The sequence below is a fragment of the Aeromonas sp. R7-4 genome, from assembly GCF_040908055.1.
Lineage (GTDB): Bacteria > Pseudomonadota > Gammaproteobacteria > Enterobacterales > Aeromonadaceae > Aeromonas > Aeromonas sanarellii.
The window spans coordinates 23,047-39,966 of record NZ_JBFODA010000028.1 but is presented as its reverse complement, the minus strand read 5'-3'; the positions used below and the strand labels follow the sequence as shown (position 1 = coordinate 39,966).

Genomic DNA, 16,920 nt, shown 5'->3' with positions numbered 1-16,920 from the left:
CCGAGCCCGCCTTACTGGCGGATCAGGCGGTAGATGGCGTAGCCGGGGTGCTTGGCATCGTCCATCGGCAGGGTGGACTGGTACGCCAGATCCGCACCGGCCAGCTGCTTGGCCTCCTCGCGGGGCGAGGAGTAGAGCCGCACGTCCACGTTGGCCGGCAGGGCCTTCATGTGCCAGTTGTTGTTGGCCGCCGGGCTGAAGCCGGCCGGGTTATCCGCAGACTGGGCCTTCAGGTACTGGGCGATGATCTCCCGCGTCTCGGAGGGGTCTTCGTGGACGATGTTGCTGCCGTCGATACCCGGGAAGTGGCCACCGCCGCTGGCGCGGTAGTTGTTGGTCACCACGTAGAACTTCTGGGCCGGATCGACGGGCTGGCCGTTGAAGGTGAGGTTGCTGATGCGCTGGCCGTCGCTCACCTTGGTCCCGTCCTTGCCGTAGCGGGTCGGCTGGGTGATATCCACCTCGTAGTTGACCCCGTCGATGACGTCGAAGTTGTAGGTGGGGAACTTCTCGTTCACCAGCCACTGCACCTCGGTCTTGCCGGTGTCGATCTGGTTGAACTGGCCGGCACTCATCTCCAGCCACTCCTTGACGGTGGCCCCGTTCACCTCGACCACCTGCAGGGTGTTCGGATAGATGTAGAGGTCGGAGACGTTGCGCAGGGAGATGTCACCCTGGGCCACATAGGTGAAGTCGTTGATGCCGTTGCGCCCGCCACGGAACGGCGCCGCCACCGACAGGATGGGATACGGCTCCTTGAGCAGACCGTCTTTTTGCAGTTGCTCGGCATGCTTGCGCTGGGCATCGCTCACCAGCTGCACCGAAGGATCATCCTGCACCAGGGCGAAGAAGCTGTGGATGGAGGAGGTGATCTTGCCGAGGGGCTCGTCCAGCCACTGGTTGGTGGCGTCGTGGTCCGCCTGCACCAGGTCCACCACCCGCTGATCCACCGCGCTGCCCTCGCTGGAGTCGATCTTGCGCAGGCTGGCCTGGCTCTGTTTCACCTGCCACTTGCCGTCCACCTGTTCCAGCTTGAGGTCGATGATGCCGAGGTGGTTGCCCCAGTAGCCGGGCATCACGGTCGGAATGCCGCTCAGGGTGCCGGCCTGGTTGTCCACCTCCGGCAGATCCGGGAAGTCCCCCGGGAAGTTCTTGTGGGCGTGACCCAGCATCAGGGCATCGACCCCCTTCACCTTGGCCAGGTGCCAGGCGGAGTTCTCCATCATGGCCTCGTAGCTGCTGGCGTTGATGCCGGTGTGGGCCACCACCACCACCACGTCGGCGCCCTTGGCGCGCAGCTCGGGCACATAGTGGTTGGCGGTCTCGACCATGTCGGCCACCACCACCTTGCCTTCCAGGTGGCGCTTGTCCCACTGCAGCACCTGGGGCGGAGTCAGGCCCAGGATGCCCACCTTGACGGTCTGCAGCTGGCCCTTGTCATCAGTCACCTGGCGATCCAGCAGCAGGTAGGGGGTGAACTTGTTGCCGCTCCAGTCTACTTGCCCCTTCGCATCGCGCTTGAAGGCGGCCGCCTCGAACACGTTGGCGTTCACATAGGGGAACTCAGCCCCCGCCAGCACCTTGCCGAGGTAATCCAGACCGTAGTTGAACTCGTGGTTGCCCAGGTTGCCGGCGTCATAGTCCAGCTCGTTCATCGCCTTGAACACCGGGTGGGCCTGCTTCTCCAGGTAACCGGCGCCGGACTGCTCGAAGATGTAGTCCGCCAGCGGCGTGCCCTGGAGCAGGTCACCGTTGTCGAGCAGCAGGTTGTTGGGGTTCTCGGCGCGGGCGGCGCGGATCAGCAGGGCGGTGCGGGAGAGGCCAAACTTGCGGTCCTCCTTGTCCTGGTAGTAGTCGTACCCCAGCACATTGGAGTGGATGTCGGAGGTCTGGATCAGACGCAGGGAGACAGTCCCCGGCTGTGCCTTGCTGTCGTTTTCGTTGCTGCAGGCAGACAGCAGCACTATGGTGGCGATGGCCCCCAGCTTCATGGTGTTTTTCACTGTATTTTCCCTTTTATTATGAGTAACGCTTTACCAGCGCCGGGAATTTAACAGACGAATATGTCAGCATATGAAGCCGGGACTCATTTTTATGAAGCGCGGCACAAAAATAGCCTTATGAGGCCATTAGTGCCCCGCTGGCCAGCTTGATCGCCAGCACCAGCATGATGAGACCAACAACAAGATCAATGGCTTGCTGTACCCGCCCCCGAGAAAGCCAGGGGGAAAGCGCCGCCGCCCCGAACGCCAATCCGTAAAACCAGACCAGGGAGGCCAGCATGGCCCCGGCCGCGAAGGCGGGCCGCAGATCCTCGGCAAACTGGCTGCCGAAGGAGCCGAGCAGCATCAGGGTATCCAGATAGACGTGGGGGTTGAGCAGGGTCACCCCGAGCGTCATGGCCAATACCCCCTTGACCCCCATCAGCTGGGGGGAATCCGCCAGGGCAGCCCCCTGCCCGCGCCAGGCACTGCGCAGGGAGCGCACACCGAACCAGCCGAGGAAGAGCACGCCGCCCCAGGTTAGCAGCGCCAGCCCCACTGGACTGGCCGCCAGCAGGTTGGCACCGCCGAACACACCTAGGCCGATCAACACGAGATCGCACAGGCAGCAGAGGGTCGCCGTCAGCAGGTGGTGGTTGCGGTGGATGCCCCGGCTCAGCACGAAGGCATTCTGGGCACCGATGGGAATGATCATGGCGAGGCCGAGGGTGAAGCCTTGCAGGGTGGTGGCAAACATGTACATGCGTTCCTGTGAAAGAGTTGGACGCACTATAAGGGGGCGCAGGCAATCAGAGAAATTCATTCATTTTCTGATGCATTCATAAAACTGATGATATTCGCGCCGAAACCACACAAAGAAGGTTGTCAATTGCAGGATCTGACAATTGTGGGGCCCCGGTCACCACCCCGAGAATCGGCGGGATGAGGGAGCGGCGCAGGACAGCGGGCGATGGCGACAGGGGAGATGCCGGGCGACGGAGCAATGCCGCCCGGTCGAGGCTCACTGCAGCAGCTTGGGGAAGTTGGTGACCACCACCTGCTCCAGGTTCGGCAGCAATATGCCGCTGCTCACCCCCTTGGCGACGGCCTGATAGCGGTTCATCGACCCCGTCTTGCGGGTCACCTGATTGAGGTGGTAGTTCACGGTACGCTCCGTGATCCCGAGGATGCAGGCGATCTCGCCCGAGGTCTTCCCCTCGCTGGCCCAGAACAGGCACTCGGTCTCCCGCTCGGTCAGTGCCTCCTGGGGCTCATCCTCCCTCATGCTGCTGCGCACCACCCTGATCGCCGCCTCGAAGATGTAACTGGACATCCAGGAGAGGATGGGCGAGGACTCCAGCATCAGATCGCTCGACGCCCTCTCCCGGGTGATGAACGACAGTATGCCGTTCTCCCCCGCCGCCCCATGCAACGGGAACGAAATGCCGTTGCGCAGCCCGAACTCAGCCGCCAGCCCCATCACGTCCATGCTCCCCTCTTGCAGGAAGCGCGCCTTCTCGTCCAGCCGGTTCCAGTAGATGGGCAGGGTCTGCCTGCGGGCAAGCTGGATGATGGGATCGCAGGCCAGCATGTTGTTCACCGTGTAGGCCTGTACCCAGGAGTCGGGGCACTGGTTGAACAGCACCACCTTGGGCCTCTGCATCGACATGGGCAGGATGAGCGCAAACCTATAGTAGTCGTAGCCCATTCCCAGGGTGAAGCGGCCGATCAGCTCAGCCAGCCGGTTGCCATCGGTCACCAGGGTGAAATGTTCCAGATACTCAAGCAGTTGGTCGCGTGTCATAGGCTAGCCCCCCTGGCCAAGGCCTTGGATTATAGCGCCTAACCATGAAATGGAGAGACATGAATGCTTGTTTTCAAAGGAAAACTGAGAGAACACCCCAGATGGGAGGTCGAAAACGAGCTTTATCGCTTTCGCAAGCACGTCTTCTCCGATCGACTCGGTTGGGATGTGGAATCCCACCGGGGGCTGGAGCGGGACAGTTTCGACAAACCCGATACCAACCAAACTCAGATTGAGGCCAGACGGGGTGTGTACGGGGTTGAGCCAATACCGGTGAAGCTCATCAGTCGACGACTCAGCACAACACCTTGGCATGGGCACCGATCTGTCTGCCTGCTCGCTAATCCGCTCAGCCAGGGAGCCGCAGGTTCGCTCTGGGCTGACAGGAGCGGTTGGGTAACCTGGGGCGAATCGAAGCCTGCATGCATCAGGATGTCGGGGATCAGCTTGAGACCCCAGACTCCCGATGGCAGCACGATGTCAGATTCGAGCAGCATCGTGGCTCTGGTTGCCAGTCAGTACTCACCCAGCAATGCAGGTGGCCTGCTGCTCAGGCGCCTGACACCGGCATAGCGCATGCTGGAGGTCCTCACAGCTCGCCTGAACATCTCGAGAGTTGTTTTGTTGCCGATGGCGAGGAGGCGGACATATCGTGGAGCGATCAACGCTACTCAACGGCCAAAACAGGGGCTTGCAGGTGAACCAAGGGGAGCCGCAGTCGGCTTCCATCGCAATAGGCTGGTGGATACTAGGTCATGCGAGCTGCACGGGGGGACTGGCACTTGAAGAGGGGTTGCACTGGACATCCCAACGAGATGGAAGCCGTGTTTGCCAACGCTAAAGAGTGTGATATTTCCCTGCGTGACAGAAAAGCAGCCCAGCAGACATAGCCTACCGGGCTGCGCATCACATTAACGCAGCCATGAGGCTGCGTTTTTTTATTTGATGACTTTCAAAGTCGGGCGACCCGAGGGGCGCGGCGGCTCGGGGTCCGGCTCGGGCTGTGTCTGGGTTTTCGCCTGCTCCAGCCAGAGATCGTAGCCAGGCTCGGGCGGGAACAGGGTCCCGACACCGTTCTCCCGGGCGTGGATGGCCAGCACGGCCGCCATCGGGATGTAGACCTGCTGCGACACGCCACCGAAACGGGCGCTGAAGCTGACTGCATCATTATCCATGTGGAACTGGCCAACGGCCCGAGGCGCAATGTTCAGGACGATCTGGCCATCCTGAACGAACTGCATCGGCACCATCACATGGGGGATGTTCGCATTGACCACCAGGTGAGGGGTCAGGTCGTTATCCAGCAACCAGTCGAAAAACGCCCGCAACAGATACGGGCGACTGGGGGTCATCGTCGGTTCCATGCTCATACGCCGGCGCGGATCTCGCGCTCGGCTTCGGTCAGGGAAGCCTGGAAGGATTCGCGCTCGAACAGGCGCACCATGTAGGCCTTCAGCTCCTTGGCGCCACGACCGGTGAAGTCGATACCCAGGCTCGGAAGACGCCACAGCAGCGGAGCCATGTAGCAGTCCACCAGACCGAACTCCTCGCTCATGAAATAGGGCATCTCGCCGAAGATGGGGGCGATGGCCAGCAGGTTGTCACGCAGCTCGGCGCGGGCGGCTTCGGTATCCGTGCCCGCCATGATCTTGTCGGCCAGGGAGTACCAGTCCAGCTCGATGCGATGCATCATCAGACGGCTGTTGCCGCGTGCCACCGGATAGACAGGCATCAGGGGCGGGTGCGGGAAACGCTCGTCCAGGTACTCCATGATGATGCGCGAGGTGTACAGAGCCAGCTCGCGATCCACCAGGGTCGGCACAGTGTTGTACGGGTTCAGCTCGGCCAACTCGTCCGGCAGGTTGGCAGGATCCACCTGGCAGATATCCACGCTAACACCCTTCTCCGCCAGGACAATGCGCACCTGATGGCTGAACATATCGTTGGCACCGGAAAACAGCGTCATTACCGAACGCTTATTGGCAGCTACAGCCATTGAACCCTCCCGTCATTAAAAAGCAGAAACGGCAATGAAGCATGTCTGTCTTCATTGCCGTGCGTCATATTACTCCGATCTGGTCGCTTAGTGAACGTCGCGCCAGAATTCCTTCTTCAACAGCACAGTGAAGATGAAGAAGATAGCGATGAAACCGAGCACCCAGAAGCCCATGCGTTCGCGCTCCTGCTGCACCGGCTCAGCCGAGTAGACCAAGAAGTTTACCAGATCCAGTACCGTCTGATCATATTCTTCGTTGTTCATTTCACCGTTGCCGTCAGATTTGATGCTGACAACCTGCTGGACATCGACGCCATCGACCTTGTGGGTCGTGAATTCGGCGCGGGGCGTCCCCTGCAGCGGCTCCAGTACGTGAGGCATGCCCACGGACGGGAAGACGGCGTTGTTCACTCCGAACGGCCGGGTCTCGTCCACGTAGAAGGAACGCAGATAGGTATACACCCAGTCAGCGCCCCGCACCCTGGCGACCAGGGTCAGGTCGGGGGGCGGCGCACCGAACCACTTGGCCGCATCCTTCTCGGACATGGCGCTCTTCATCAGGTCGCCAATCTTGGCGCCGGTGAAGATCAGGTTCTCCTTCATCAGCTCTTCCGGAATGCCGATGTCGGCGGCCACCCGGTTGTAACGCTGATACTGGGTGGAGTGGCAACCGGCACAGTAGTTCATGAAGGTGGCGGCGCCCCGTTGCAGGGATGCCTTGTCGCTCAGGTCGTACTCCGCCTTGTCGAGGGGGAAGCCGCTGCCCGCGGCCAACACCAGACCGGGCAGAAGGGCCAGCACTGCAAAAATTATTCTTTTCATTTGAATGTCACCCTCTCCGGCAGCGGCTTGGTGCGCTCATTCTTGCTGTAGAAGAACAACAGGACGAAGAACCCGAAATAGCCCAGAGTACAGATTTGGGCGATCAGGGTCAGCGTCGGGGTCGATGGCAACACCCCCAGCACACCCAGAATGATGAAGCAGACCACGAACTGGGCGATGTTCAGCTTGTGCAGGGTGCTGCGATAGCGTACCGAACGCACCTTGCAGCGATCCAGCCAGGGCAGCAGGAACAGCACGACGATGGAGAGCCCCATCATGACGACCCCCAGCAGCTTGTCCGGCACCGCCCGCAGGATGGCGTAGAAGGGAGTGAAGTACCATACCGGGGCGATGTGCGCCGGGGTCTTCAGCCCGTTCGCCACCTCGAAGTTCGGCTTCTCTAGGAAGTAACCCCACATGTCCGGCTTGAAGAAGATGATGGCGCAGAAGAAGAACAGGAAACCGGCCACACCGATCATGTCCTTGACGGTGAAGTAGGGGTGGAATGCCACCGCATCCAGCGGCCAGCCGTTCTCGTCCTTGTGCTTCTTGATGTCGATGCCGTCCGGGTTGTTGGAACCCACTTCGTGCAGTGCCAGGATGTGCATGGCCACCAGCATCACCAGCACCAGCGGCAGTGCGATCACGTGCAGCGCGAAGAAGCGGTTCAGGGTGGCGCCCGAGATGACGTAGTCACCGCGGATCCACAGGGTCAGGTCGTCACCGATGACCGGAATGGCACCGAATAACGAGATGATGACCTGGGCCCCCCAGAACGACATCTGGCCCCAGGGCAGCAGATAGCCCATGAAGGCTTCTGCCATCAGCACCAGGAAGATCAGCATGCCGAAGATCCACAGCAGCTCGCGCGGCTTCTGATAGGAGCCGTAGATCATGCCGCGGAACATGTGCAGATAGACCACCACAAAGAAGGCGGAGGCGCCGGTGGAGTGCATGTAGCGCAGCAGCCAGCCGTAATCCACATCCCGCATGATGTACTCGACGGAGGCGAAGGCCCCCTCTGCCGACGGGTTGTAGTTCATGGTGAGCCAGATGCCCGTGATGATCTGGTTGACCAGCACCAGCATGGCGAGGGAACCGAAGAAGTACCAGAAGTTCAGGTTCTTGGGAGCCGGATACTTGGCCATGTGATCGTTGTACATGGCCGTGAGCGGGAAACGATCGTCAATCCAGCCCATGAGTTTGGCAAACATGGTCAGGCCTCCTTGCCATCGGCACCCACCAGAATGGTGGTGTCGCTAAGAAATTGGTATGGCGGAATGACCAGGTTCAGCGGTGCAGGCACGCCCTGGAACACCCGACCGGCCATATCGAACTTGGAACCATGGCACGGGCAGAAGAAGCCGGAGGTCACCCCTTGCACCTGCTCGCCGAAGCTGTCCGGCAGGTAGGAGGGGGAACAGCCCAGATGAGTACAGATGCCCACGGCAACGAAGATCTCGGGCTTGATGGATCTGTAGCCGTTGTGGGCATAGTCCGGCTGCTGTGGTTCGTCCGAGGATGGGTCTCGCAACTGACCATCGTGGGCAGCCAGGGCATCCAAGGTCTGCTTGGTGCGCTTCACCACCCAGACCGGCTTGCCGCGCCATTCGACGCGGATCAGCTGACCCGGCTCCAACTTGCTGATATCCACCTCTACCGGTGCGCCCGCCGCTTTGGCTTTGGCGCTCGGATTCCATGACTTTATAAACGGCACTGCGGTAAAAGCAGCTCCTACTCCGCCAACGGCAACCGTTGACCAGGTAAGAAATCTGCGGCGACCGGTATCAACTGGCGCATTGCTCATCCAAAAACTCTCCCATGTGGACTCCGCTCATTCTTATAGTGTCCCCGTTTCCTATCTCCTCTCCCTGACAACTGCGGCGGAAGCGGAGTGGCAATTGACACAGAAAGACCATGGAAATTTTAAAGAAAAGATAACAATTTGACAAGAAATGGAAGCGAGGGGCAAAAACAATAAATACACAAATTTTTGTCTTTTGTGACGTATGCTTAGCATTGACGTATGTAAGATTACCAATAAAAAAAGCCTGGCACGTGGCCAGGCTTTTTTGACACTCGTGAGAGTGCGTACCAAAAGCGGATTAACGCTTGGAGTACTGCGGACGCTTACGCGCTTTGTGCAGACCGACTTTCTTACGCTCAACCTTACGGGCATCGCGAGTAACAAAGCCTGCTTTACGCAGTTCGGAACGCAGGGTCTCGTCGTACTGCATCAGAGCACGAGTGATACCGTGGCGGATCGCACCAGCTTGACCGGAGATGCCACCACCGTTAACGGTGATGTACAGATCCAGTTTCTCGGTCATCTCGACCAGTTCCAGCGGCTGACGAACTACCATGCGGGCAGTCGGACGGCCGAAGTATTGCTCCAGGGAGCGCTGGTTGATTACGATTTTACCGCTACCCGCTTTGATGAAGACGCGAGCAGTGGAGCTTTTGCGACGGCCGGTACCGTAGTATTGATTTTCTGCCATGTTGCCAGTTCCCGTTAGATATCCAGTACTTGAGGTTGCTGAGCAGCATGAGCGTGCTCTGCGCCTGCGTAAACTTTCAGCTTACGGAACATGGCACGGCCCAGCGGGCCCTTCGGCAGCATGCCCTTGACGGCAGCTTCGATTACCATTTCCGGCTTGCGCTGAATCAGCTTGTCAAAGCTGATGGACTTGATACCACCCGGGAAACCGGAGTGAGCGTGGTACATTTTGTCGGTAAATTTCTTACCGGTTACGTGTACCTTCTCGGCGTTTACAACGATGATGTAGTCACCGGTGTCAACGTGCGGAGTGTACTCGGCTTTGTGCTTACCACGCAGACGAGCAGCGATCTCGGTTGCGATACGACCCAGAGTTTTACCTTCTGCGTCCACAATGTACCAGTCACGTTTTACGGTTTCTGGCTTGGCAACGAAAGTTTTCATTAAGTTAAACCCAATTACCTGTTACAGACCCAATTGCTTATGGGGGCTCTCCCACAAACAACAAACGATGGCCTACCTGTACCCCTTCGAATACAAGTAAAGCTTAAAGTGTTGCTGTCTTATCGACAGCTGTAACGTGGGCCGGGCGATTATAAGTGAAGTTGCCTTAAATATCACCTGCTAATTTCACTGCCATGAAACCAGCAAATGTCGCCCGGCCCTACCTGCCGCAGATGCCCATCCGACTGGCAGGCGCGGTATTGTGACTAAGGAAGGTGCACTCTGGCAAGGTATTCGTGCGATTGCATCTCCTGGAGCCGTGAAAGGCAACGCTTGAATTCGAAATTCAGCAGGCCGTTGCCATAGAGCGCCTGCATGGGCACCGCCGCCGACAGGATGAGCTTGACGTGCCGCTCATAGAACTCGTCCACCATGGCGATGAAGCGGCGGGCGGCATCGTCCGTCCCCGAGCCCATGGGCTGTACATTGGCCAGCAGCACGGTGTGAAACTCCCGGGCCAGTTCGATGTAGTCTCCCTGGGAGCGGGGGGTGCAGCAGAGCTGCTCAAACTCCATGTAGAGCACCCCCTCCCCCATCCCCAACGCGCTCAGCTGGCGGTGATTGACCTCCAGCTTGACGGAACTCGAATGAAGCAACCCGGTCAGTTGCCCAAAATAGCGGTCTAGGTTGCACCTGGCCTGCTCGTCCAGCGGAAAGTGATAGATCTCCGCCTGCTCCAGGGTGCGCAGACGGTAGTCGATGCCCCCATCCACATTGAGTACCTCGCAGTGGCGCTCGATGAGCGCGATGGCCGGCAGGAAACGGGCCCGCTGCAGGCCGTTTCGATACAGATCCTGCGGCGGTATGTTCGACGTGGCCACCAGCACCACGCCGTGCCCGAACAGCGCCTGGAACAGGGTGCCCAGCAGCATGGCATCCGTGATGTCTGAAACGAAGAACTCGTCGAAGCATATGACATCTGTCTCGTCGGCCAGCTTGCTGGCGATCAGCTTGAGTGGATCGGCCTGCCCGGTCAGCCCCTTGAGCTCGTCATGCACCCTGTGCATGAAACGGTGGAAGTGGATGCGCAGCTTGCGCTCTCCCGGCAGACTCTCAAAAAAAGTATCCATCAGCCAGGTCTTGCCTCTGCCCACACCGCCCCACATATATAACCCCTGGATGGGGTCGCGGCTCTTCGGCTTTTGCAGCCAGCCCAGCAGGCCGCGGGATCTGGTCGGAGTCGGGCTGGCACACAGATCCTGATAGAGTCGCTCCAGGCGGGCCACGGCCATGGCCTGGGCCGGGTCGGCCACAAAGCCGGGACGCTGCAAATCCTGCTGATATTTTTGCTGCGGGGTCATCCTGTAAACCGCCTCCAAGTCCCTGAATGAGGGACAAAATGGTATCACGCTCTCGGGGGGCACGGTATAGTGCCAACGAGGCGTTGCGGTCAATCCGACCGCTTCAAATTCATCGATTTAGCTGTAACAAGGAGCTTCTATGACTCTGCTTAACGGGATCCTGCTGGCGGTTGCCGCCCTGATCATCGGCGTCTTGATCGGCCGTTTCACTGTCCGCAGCCGGGATGCCGGACGCCTGGAACAGGAGCTGAAAAAGGCTCACAAGGAGCTGGAGAGCTATCAGGGCCAGATCACCACCCACTTCGCCGACAGCGCCGCCCTGATGGAGCAACTGGCCGAACAGTACCAGACCCTCTATCGCCACATGGCCGAACAGAGCAAGTTCCTGGCCAAGGCGCAGGAGCCGCTGTTCCGTGAACCTCAGGTGGAAGAGACAAGCGACGCCTCTACCGGTGAAGAGCCGGGTCAACCCCCCCGCGATTACGCGGGTGCCTCCGGTCTGCTCAAGCAGCCAGGCTAGTCTCTGGTGGAACTAATTACGCCTTATCGTGGTCAGACCTTGACGATTGCACTGCAACTTTTTCTGGGAGCTGTTTCTCATATGCGTAAATCTCTTTCTGTATTCAGTGTCTTAGCCCTCAGTGTCGGTATCGCCCTGTCCGCAGCACCGGCACAAGCCGCCCTGCCCCTGTCGGCGAACAGCCAGGAGATGCCGAGCCTGGCCCCCGTCCTCGAGCAGGTGACCCCTGCCGTGGTCAACATCTCCGTCTCTGGCAAGAAGATCACCCGCCAGCGTCTGCCGGAACAGTTCCGCTTCTTCTTCGGCCCCAACATGCCTGACGAGCAGGTGAGCGAGCAGCCGTTCCAGGCGCTGGGCTCCGGCGTCATCATCGATGCCAAGAAGGGCTACGTGATCACCAACGCCCACGTGGTCCACGAGGCGGACGAGATCAAGGTCAATCTGAAAGACGGTCGCGAGTACGCGGCCAAGAAGATCGGCGAGGACAAGCAGTCGGACATCGCCCTGCTGCAGATCAAGGCCGAGGATCTGGTGCAGATCAAGTTTGCCGACTCCGACGAGCTGAGGGTGGGTGACTACGCCCTGGCCATCGGCAACCCGTTCGGCCTGGGCCAGACCGTCACCTCCGGCATCGTCAGCGCCCTGGGACGCAGCGGCCTCAACATCGAGAACCTGGAGAACTTCATCCAGACCGATGCGGCCATCAACTCGGGCAACTCCGGTGGCGCCCTGCTCAACCTGCGCGGCGAGCTGATCGGCATCAACACCGCCATCCTGGGCCCGAACGGCGGCAACATCGGCATCGGCTTCGCCATCCCGTCCAACATGGTGCGCGACCTGTCCGAGCAGATCGTGAAGTATGGTGAAGTGCGCCGCGGCCAGCTGGGGATCACCGGCACCGAGCTCACCAGCGAGATCGCCAAGACCTTCGGCTACAACAAGAAGGACGGCGCCTTCGTCAACCAGGTCATGCCCGACTCCGCCGCCGCCAAGGCGGGTATCAAGGCGGGCGACATCATCATCAGCATCAACGGCAAGCCCATCCGCTCCTTCGGTGAGCTGCGCGCCAAGATCGCCACCATGGGGGCCGACAAGCAGGTCGCCCTCGGCCTCATCCGCGACGGCAAGGAGCAGACCGTCAAGGTCACCCTGAAGAAGGCCGATGACAGCGAGATCCTCGCCAGCGCCCTGCACCCGGCACTGGAAGGGGCCAAGCTCAGCACCACCACGGAGCCGGTGACCGGCGTGGCCGTGGCCGACATCGATCCGCGCTCCCCTGCGGCCGCCTCCGGCCTGCAGAAGGGCGACATCATCATCGGGGTCAACCGCCTGCGCATCAACTCCATGGGTGAACTGACCAAGGCACTGAAGAACAAGCCGGACGTGCTGGCGCTGAACATCCAGCGCGGCGACTCCTCCCTCTATTTGGTGATCCGTTAAGTCCCTCACACCCGCGGCAACCGCCGCGGGTGATTTTTATCCACCGATGATGTTATTCTCTGCGCGCAGCGTGTACGGACGAGAATGACATGAAAATCCCACCTTTGATCAGTTACTTGGGCAAGTCTGTCGGCTTTGGCCTCACCGTGGCTGCACTCCTGTTGCTGTTGTTTCCCAGTTTTCGCGGCGGCGCTCCCCTGCCGGGCCTCATCACCAGTGCTCGCGAGTTGAGCTTCTCCTACGCCGCCCATAGGGCCGGCCCGGCCGTCGTCAACATCTACACCCGCAGCTTCGCCGGCAATCGCGGCGAGAAGGCCGAACTCAGGCCCCAGGGGCTGGGCTCCGGCGTCATCATGAACCAGCGCGGCCACGTGCTCACCAACTATCACGTCATCGCCGACGCGGATCAGATCATCGTCGCCCTGCAGGATGGGCGAGTATTCAGCGCCGAGCTGGTCGGCACCGATCAGCTGACCGACCTGGCGGTGCTCTACATCGAATCGGACAACCTGCCGGTGATCCCGCAGGATCCGGAGCGTCTGCCGGACGTGGGGGACGTAGTGCTCGCCATCGGCAACCCCTATAACGTAGGCCAGACCATCACCCAGGGCATCATCAGTGCCACCGGCCGCATCGGCCTTTCCAGCATGGGGCCGGACAGCAACGGCCGGCAGGATCTGCTGCAGACCGACGCCGCCATCAACGAGGGCAACTCGGGAGGGGCTCTGGTCAATGCCCGCGGCAACCTGGTGGGCATCAACACCGCCGCCTACCACCTCAATGGCAACCAGGAGAGCTACGGCATCAGCTTCGCCATTCCCTACAAGCTGGCCAAGCGCATCATGGACGAGCTGATCGCCAACGGCCGGGTGATCCGAGGTTACCTCGGCATCTCCAGCGTCGAGATCAACCCCATAGTGGCGCGCATGCTGAACCTCGGAGATCTGCAGGGCCTGGTGGTGGAGAGCCTGGATCCCAACGGTCCCGCCACCAAGGCCGGCCTCAGGCGCGGAGACGTGCTGCTCAAGATCAACGGCGAGGCCATCACGGGCGTGCGTCCCGTCATGGACAAGATCGTCGAGAGCCGCCCCGGCACCAGACTCATCATCTCGGTGATCCGCAATGGCAAGCCCCTGGACGTCGAAGTCGTCATCGAAGAGGATCTGCGCTACCAGAATCAGAACCTGCCGACCAGCGGCGCCGTCCCCGCCACCTGACGACAGACCAACTAATGCAGGGGCCATCAAGCCCCTTTTTCGTGCCGCCCTCTCAGTGCCCCCGCCCCTGACGTGAGATGACTCACAGTTTCCACCCGCTCCTGATCGGGCAGCGGTGCGGTGGAACTGTGCTCCCGCTCACAGAACGCCAGGGACAATCCCCTCCCTTTCCCCCTTGTTGCCGCAAATTCGGCCTCTTTCGGGGCTTCTTGCCTGGAATTTCCATTTCGAATCGGAAAAAACCTGCCTCCTCCTGCCCTCTCTCCCGCCTTAAGGTGCTCCCATCCTTTCTGCCAGCCTGGAGAGCAGACCTTGAATACCGACCCCCATGACAGTCCCCTGACCCCGGACAGCCCGGCGCTGCTGCGCAAGACCGATCTCACCCTGGCCCGCATCCACAATCTGCTGGCGGATCAGGGCATACGCCCCAACGAGGTGCAGCAGCAGATGCTGGCTTCCCACGTCAAGGCAATGGTGTGGCGCTCCCATAGCGGGGAATCCCTGCCGGAGGTCGACCTCAGCCTGTTCGAGGAGATCTCACCGCTCTCCCTGCGGTTGGCGGAGCAGGTCGTCAGCTGGCTGGAGCGACTCGCCTACGAGGAGGCACACCTGTTGTCCGTCCATTTCGAAGTTGCCAAAGAAAATGAGCTCAGCTCAGTCAAAGGAGAAAGCTAAATGACAGCCATCAAACTCGTGATTGGAGATCGTCTCGGCAAGGGTCAGAAAGTGGGGGCGGGCGCAGAAGCCGCCGGCGCCACCGTGACCGTCATCCCCGGCATGGCCGCCGACATGAAGCTCGGTGACGTGATGAACAGGGAGCAGGCCGACCTTGGCATCTCCTTCTGCGGCAGCGGCGGCGCCGGTGCCATCACGGCCCAGACCAGGTACGGCTACAAGTGCCGCTACGGCATGCGCTCCGTCGAGGAGGGCGTCACCGCCATCAACGAGGGGTGCGTGGTGCTGGGCTTCGGCTTCATGGACAAGGAAGAGCTGGGCCAGAAGCTGATCGAAGCCTTCGCCAAGAAACACGGACGCGCCTGATGAAAGAGCACTTCACCACCCGGATCACGGTCAACGGCAAGGGGGCGACTCGCCAGCAGGCGTTCGCCGCCGCCCTCGGTCAGGTGCAACCCAGCCTGCTCAAGGAGAGCCCCAAGGTGATGCTGCGCATCGAACCGATTGAGGTCGAGGTGCTCGAGGCCGAGGAGTCGGTACGGGTGGAGAAGTTCCTGTTCTTCTTCCTGCCACGCCAGCGCCGCGAGTTCCGGGTCCGGCTGGCGATCACCGTCAAGGTCACCAGCCTGGATGTCGACAAGGTGGATTTCACCCGGATCTGACCCCACAACCAAAAGGACAAGTTGGATGTTTCTAATCATTTTGATGAAGTCACTCATCATCGGCGGCCTGGTGGGCGTCGGGGTGGGGGCAGGTGCGGCGCGGATGTTCCACGCCCCGACCGTACAGGGCATGGGGGCCTTCCGTACCCTGGGCGAGCTCAACTCCTGCGAAGGGGATCCCGCCTCCCACTTCTCGTTCGGTCTGGGCTTCTTCTTCAACGCTTGGGCCTCCACGGTCGCGGCCGGCGCCTTCACCCAGGACGTGGATCACCGCATTCTGCCGAACTGGGGCGCGGCGGCCCTGATGATCAAGAACCGGGATCTCGCCACCACCCTGCACGACCCCAGGAAGATGGCCATCGCCTGCGGCATCATAGGTGCCATCGTGGTCGCCTTCCTCAACAGCACCGCCGCCGCCGTCCCCGCCGCCCTGCAGGTCACCGCGGTCAAGGTGCTGGTGCCGGCCGCCAACCTGCTGGTCAACACCGTCATGCCGGTGATCTTCTGGCTGGCCGCCATCGAGGCGGGCAAGAAGTCCGGCTTCTGGGCCACCATCTTCGGCGGTCTGGCCCAGCTCATCATGGGCAACGCGGTACCAGGCCTGGTGCTCGGCATCCTGATCGGCAAGGGGGTGGAAGAGAGCGGCTGGAACCACGTCACCCGCGTCATGATGAGCGCCATCGTGCTGCTGTTCGTGCTGAGCGGCTTCTTCCGCGGCTTCGACATGAAACTGATCGAGTCCTTCCACCTGGGGATCCCCCTGTGGCTGGAGAACGTCCACAACCTGCTGAGTGGCAAATAAGGGATCACACCATGGATGAGAAACTGAGAAACAACTTCTGGTATGCCGACTGGTCCTTCCTCATTTTCGTCGGTCTGCTCTCTTCCGGCGTCTTCGCCGGTACCCATATGTTCTACCTCTACGGGGTCGGTGCCTTCAACGAGGTGGCCTTCGTTGCCATGCTCAAGGCCGGGATGGACACCGGCGCCTACGGTGCGGTGGCCGCCTTCGGCGCCAGCTTCCTGTTCGCCCGCATCATAGAGGGCTCCCTGGTGGGGATCCTGGACATCGGCGGCGCCATCCAGACCGGGGTCGGCCTTGGCGTGCCCGCCCTGCTGCTGGGGGCAGGCATCGTCTATCCGGTGGAAAACTTCACCGCCTCCCTGATCACCGGCATGGGGATTGGTCTGGCCATCGGCTATGTGATCATCCTGGCGCGCAAGTTCACCATCAACCAGAGCGACTCCACCTACGGGGCGGACGTCATGATGGGGGCCGGCAACAGCTCGGGCCGCTTCCTCGGCCCCCTCATCATCCTCTCCGCCATGGGGGCCTCCATCCCCATCGGCATCGGATCCCTGCTGGGCGCCCTGGTGTTCTACCTCTGGGAGAAGCCCATCACGGGTGGCGCCATCCTGGGAGCCATGCTGTTCGGCACCTTCTTCCCCATCGCCCTGGCATAAGCCCGGAATCACCGCCGCCCCTCGGGGCGGCCTTGT

19 protein-coding genes and 1 pseudogene are annotated in these 16,920 nt (G+C 60.8%); 9 read left to right on the top strand and 11 right to left on the bottom strand.

The window, feature by feature from the left end; genetic code table 11:
- Positions 1–11: 11 nt before the first annotated feature.
- From AB5Y72_RS07015 to AB5Y72_RS07005, 3 genes are all read right to left on the bottom strand, one after another.
- A complete protein-coding gene (locus AB5Y72_RS07015; protein ID WP_325783574.1) occupies positions 12–1,991 on the bottom strand; it encodes a bifunctional 2',3'-cyclic-nucleotide 2'-phosphodiesterase/3'-nucleotidase in 1,980 nt (659 codons plus the stop codon).
- 127 nt (positions 1,992–2,118) lie between these two features.
- Entirely contained in the window at positions 2,119–2,739 is a 621-nt protein-coding gene (gene lysE / locus AB5Y72_RS07010; protein ID WP_325783565.1) for an L-lysine exporter, read from the bottom strand.
- Positions 2,740–3,003: 264 nt separating this feature from the next.
- On the bottom strand, positions 3,004–3,786 hold the full coding sequence (locus AB5Y72_RS07005) for a LuxR family transcriptional regulator (RefSeq protein ID WP_325783564.1): 783 nt from the start codon (positions 3,784–3,786) through the stop codon (positions 3,004–3,006).
- A gap of 63 nt (positions 3,787–3,849) precedes the next feature.
- Here AB5Y72_RS07005 and AB5Y72_RS07000 point away from each other — a divergent pair.
- Positions 3,850–4,008 (top strand): annotated as a pseudogene (locus AB5Y72_RS07000) (acyl-homoserine-lactone synthase); the annotation flags it as partial.
- 716 nt (positions 4,009–4,724) lie between these two features.
- On the opposite strand, the gene AB5Y72_RS06995 reads toward AB5Y72_RS07000, so the two are convergent.
- From AB5Y72_RS06995 to zapE, 8 genes are all read right to left on the bottom strand, one after another.
- Positions 4,725–5,156 (bottom strand): ClpXP protease specificity-enhancing factor, encoded by a 432-nt coding sequence (locus AB5Y72_RS06995; RefSeq protein ID WP_325783563.1) that lies wholly within the window; start codon positions 5,154–5,156, stop codon positions 4,725–4,727.
- Positions 5,153–5,782, bottom strand: a complete 630-nt coding sequence (sspA, locus tag AB5Y72_RS06990) for a stringent starvation protein SspA (protein WP_039040485.1) — start codon at positions 5,780–5,782, stop codon at positions 5,153–5,155. The genes AB5Y72_RS06995 and sspA overlap by 4 nt, the downstream gene beginning before the upstream one ends.
- 87 nt (positions 5,783–5,869) lie before the next feature.
- The gene (locus AB5Y72_RS06985; RefSeq protein WP_042078451.1) at positions 5,870–6,604 is read right to left on the bottom strand and encodes a cytochrome c1; all 735 of its coding nucleotides are present in this window, start codon (positions 6,602–6,604) and stop codon (positions 5,870–5,872) included.
- On the bottom strand, positions 6,601–7,818 hold the full coding sequence (locus AB5Y72_RS06980) for a cytochrome bc complex cytochrome b subunit (RefSeq protein WP_042078452.1): 1,218 nt from the start codon (positions 7,816–7,818) through the stop codon (positions 6,601–6,603). Before AB5Y72_RS06980 ends, AB5Y72_RS06985 begins: the two co-directional genes overlap by 4 nt.
- Positions 7,819–7,820: 2 nt before the next feature.
- On the bottom strand, positions 7,821–8,411 hold the full coding sequence (petA, locus tag AB5Y72_RS06975) for a ubiquinol-cytochrome c reductase iron-sulfur subunit (RefSeq protein ID WP_209794238.1): 591 nt from the start codon (positions 8,409–8,411) through the stop codon (positions 7,821–7,823).
- A gap of 298 nt (positions 8,412–8,709) precedes the next feature.
- A complete protein-coding gene (rpsI, locus tag AB5Y72_RS06970; protein ID WP_005336286.1) occupies positions 8,710–9,102 on the bottom strand; it encodes a 30S ribosomal protein S9 in 393 nt (130 codons plus the stop codon).
- 14 nt (positions 9,103–9,116) lie between these two features.
- Positions 9,117–9,545: a 50S ribosomal protein L13 gene (rplM, locus tag AB5Y72_RS06965; protein ID WP_005336289.1), complete on the bottom strand. Its 429-nt coding sequence runs from the start codon at positions 9,543–9,545 to the stop codon at positions 9,117–9,119.
- A 266-nt stretch (positions 9,546–9,811) separates the two neighbouring features.
- Positions 9,812–10,906, bottom strand: coding sequence for a cell division protein ZapE (zapE, locus tag AB5Y72_RS06960; RefSeq protein WP_368198766.1), 1,095 nt, complete (start codon positions 10,904–10,906; stop codon positions 9,812–9,814).
- A gap of 139 nt (positions 10,907–11,045) precedes the next feature.
- Here zapE and AB5Y72_RS06955 point away from each other — a divergent pair, with 139 nt between their 5' ends.
- From AB5Y72_RS06955 to AB5Y72_RS06920, 8 genes are all read left to right on the top strand, one after another.
- Positions 11,046–11,426: a YhcB family protein gene (locus AB5Y72_RS06955; RefSeq protein WP_042078458.1), complete on the top strand. Its 381-nt coding sequence runs from the start codon at positions 11,046–11,048 to the stop codon at positions 11,424–11,426.
- Between the two features lie 81 nt (positions 11,427–11,507).
- Positions 11,508–12,866: a Do family serine endopeptidase gene (locus AB5Y72_RS06950; RefSeq protein WP_368198765.1), complete on the top strand. Its 1,359-nt coding sequence runs from the start codon at positions 11,508–11,510 to the stop codon at positions 12,864–12,866.
- An 89-nt stretch (positions 12,867–12,955) separates the two neighbouring features.
- Positions 12,956–14,083, top strand: coding sequence for an outer membrane-stress sensor serine endopeptidase DegS (gene degS / locus AB5Y72_RS06945; protein WP_325783560.1), 1,128 nt, complete (start codon positions 12,956–12,958; stop codon positions 14,081–14,083).
- Between the two features lie 312 nt (positions 14,084–14,395).
- Positions 14,396–14,758, top strand: coding sequence for a transcriptional regulator (locus tag AB5Y72_RS06940; RefSeq protein WP_042074444.1), 363 nt, complete (start codon positions 14,396–14,398; stop codon positions 14,756–14,758).
- A complete protein-coding gene (locus tag AB5Y72_RS06935) occupies positions 14,759–15,124 on the top strand; it encodes an SFCGS family glycine-rich protein (protein WP_325783559.1) in 366 nt (121 codons plus the stop codon).
- A complete protein-coding gene (locus tag AB5Y72_RS06930) occupies positions 15,124–15,420 on the top strand; it encodes a DUF4312 family protein (RefSeq protein WP_325783558.1) in 297 nt (98 codons plus the stop codon). The genes AB5Y72_RS06935 and AB5Y72_RS06930 overlap by 1 nt, the downstream gene beginning before the upstream one ends.
- A 25-nt stretch (positions 15,421–15,445) precedes the next feature.
- Positions 15,446–16,222 carry a DUF4311 domain-containing protein gene (locus tag AB5Y72_RS06925; protein WP_042074437.1) on the top strand — a complete coding sequence of 259 codons (777 nt, stop codon included), beginning with the start codon at positions 15,446–15,448 and terminating at the stop codon, positions 16,220–16,222.
- Positions 16,223–16,233: 11 nt separating this feature from the next.
- A complete protein-coding gene (locus AB5Y72_RS06920; RefSeq protein ID WP_325783557.1) occupies positions 16,234–16,884 on the top strand; it encodes a DUF4310 family protein in 651 nt (216 codons plus the stop codon).
- The last annotated feature ends 36 nt before the right edge of the window (positions 16,885–16,920 follow it).

What these genes read in the sequence shown, in the direction of transcription:
- AB5Y72_RS07015 (WP_325783574.1), bottom strand. Translation starts at nt 1,991, where the DNA reads ATGAAGCTGGGGGCCATCGCCACCATAGTGCTGCTGTCTGCCTGCAGC.
- lysE (WP_325783565.1), bottom strand. Translation starts at nt 2,739, where the DNA reads ATGTTTGCCACCACCCTGCAAGGCTTCACCCTCGGCCTCGCCATGATC.
- AB5Y72_RS07005 (WP_325783564.1), bottom strand. Translation starts at nt 3,786, where the DNA reads ATGACACGCGACCAACTGCTTGAGTATCTGGAACATTTCACCCTGGTG.
- AB5Y72_RS06995 (WP_325783563.1), bottom strand. Translation starts at nt 5,156, where the DNA reads ATGAGCATGGAACCGACGATGACCCCCAGTCGCCCGTATCTGTTGCGG.
- sspA (WP_039040485.1), bottom strand. Translation starts at nt 5,782, where the DNA reads ATGGCTGTAGCTGCCAATAAGCGTTCGGTAATGACGCTGTTTTCCGGT.
- AB5Y72_RS06985 (WP_042078451.1), bottom strand. Translation starts at nt 6,604, where the DNA reads ATGAAAAGAATAATTTTTGCAGTGCTGGCCCTTCTGCCCGGTCTGGTG.
- AB5Y72_RS06980 (WP_042078452.1), bottom strand. Translation starts at nt 7,818, where the DNA reads ATGTTTGCCAAACTCATGGGCTGGATTGACGATCGTTTCCCGCTCACG.
- petA (WP_209794238.1), bottom strand. Translation starts at nt 8,411, where the DNA reads ATGAGCAATGCGCCAGTTGATACCGGTCGCCGCAGATTTCTTACCTGG.
- rpsI (WP_005336286.1), bottom strand. Translation starts at nt 9,102, where the DNA reads ATGGCAGAAAATCAATACTACGGTACCGGCCGTCGCAAAAGCTCCACT.
- rplM (WP_005336289.1), bottom strand. Translation starts at nt 9,545, where the DNA reads ATGAAAACTTTCGTTGCCAAGCCAGAAACCGTAAAACGTGACTGGTAC.
- zapE (WP_368198766.1), bottom strand. Translation starts at nt 10,906, where the DNA reads ATGACCCCGCAGCAAAAATATCAGCAGGATTTGCAGCGTCCCGGCTTT.
- AB5Y72_RS06955 (WP_042078458.1), top strand. Translation starts at nt 11,046, where the DNA reads ATGACTCTGCTTAACGGGATCCTGCTGGCGGTTGCCGCCCTGATCATC.
- AB5Y72_RS06950 (WP_368198765.1), top strand. Translation starts at nt 11,508, where the DNA reads ATGCGTAAATCTCTTTCTGTATTCAGTGTCTTAGCCCTCAGTGTCGGT.
- degS (WP_325783560.1), top strand. Translation starts at nt 12,956, where the DNA reads ATGAAAATCCCACCTTTGATCAGTTACTTGGGCAAGTCTGTCGGCTTT.
- AB5Y72_RS06935 (WP_325783559.1), top strand. Translation starts at nt 14,759, where the DNA reads ATGACAGCCATCAAACTCGTGATTGGAGATCGTCTCGGCAAGGGTCAG.
- AB5Y72_RS06930 (WP_325783558.1), top strand. Translation starts at nt 15,124, where the DNA reads ATGAAAGAGCACTTCACCACCCGGATCACGGTCAACGGCAAGGGGGCG.
- AB5Y72_RS06925 (WP_042074437.1), top strand. Translation starts at nt 15,446, where the DNA reads ATGTTTCTAATCATTTTGATGAAGTCACTCATCATCGGCGGCCTGGTG.
- AB5Y72_RS06920 (WP_325783557.1), top strand. Translation starts at nt 16,234, where the DNA reads ATGGATGAGAAACTGAGAAACAACTTCTGGTATGCCGACTGGTCCTTC.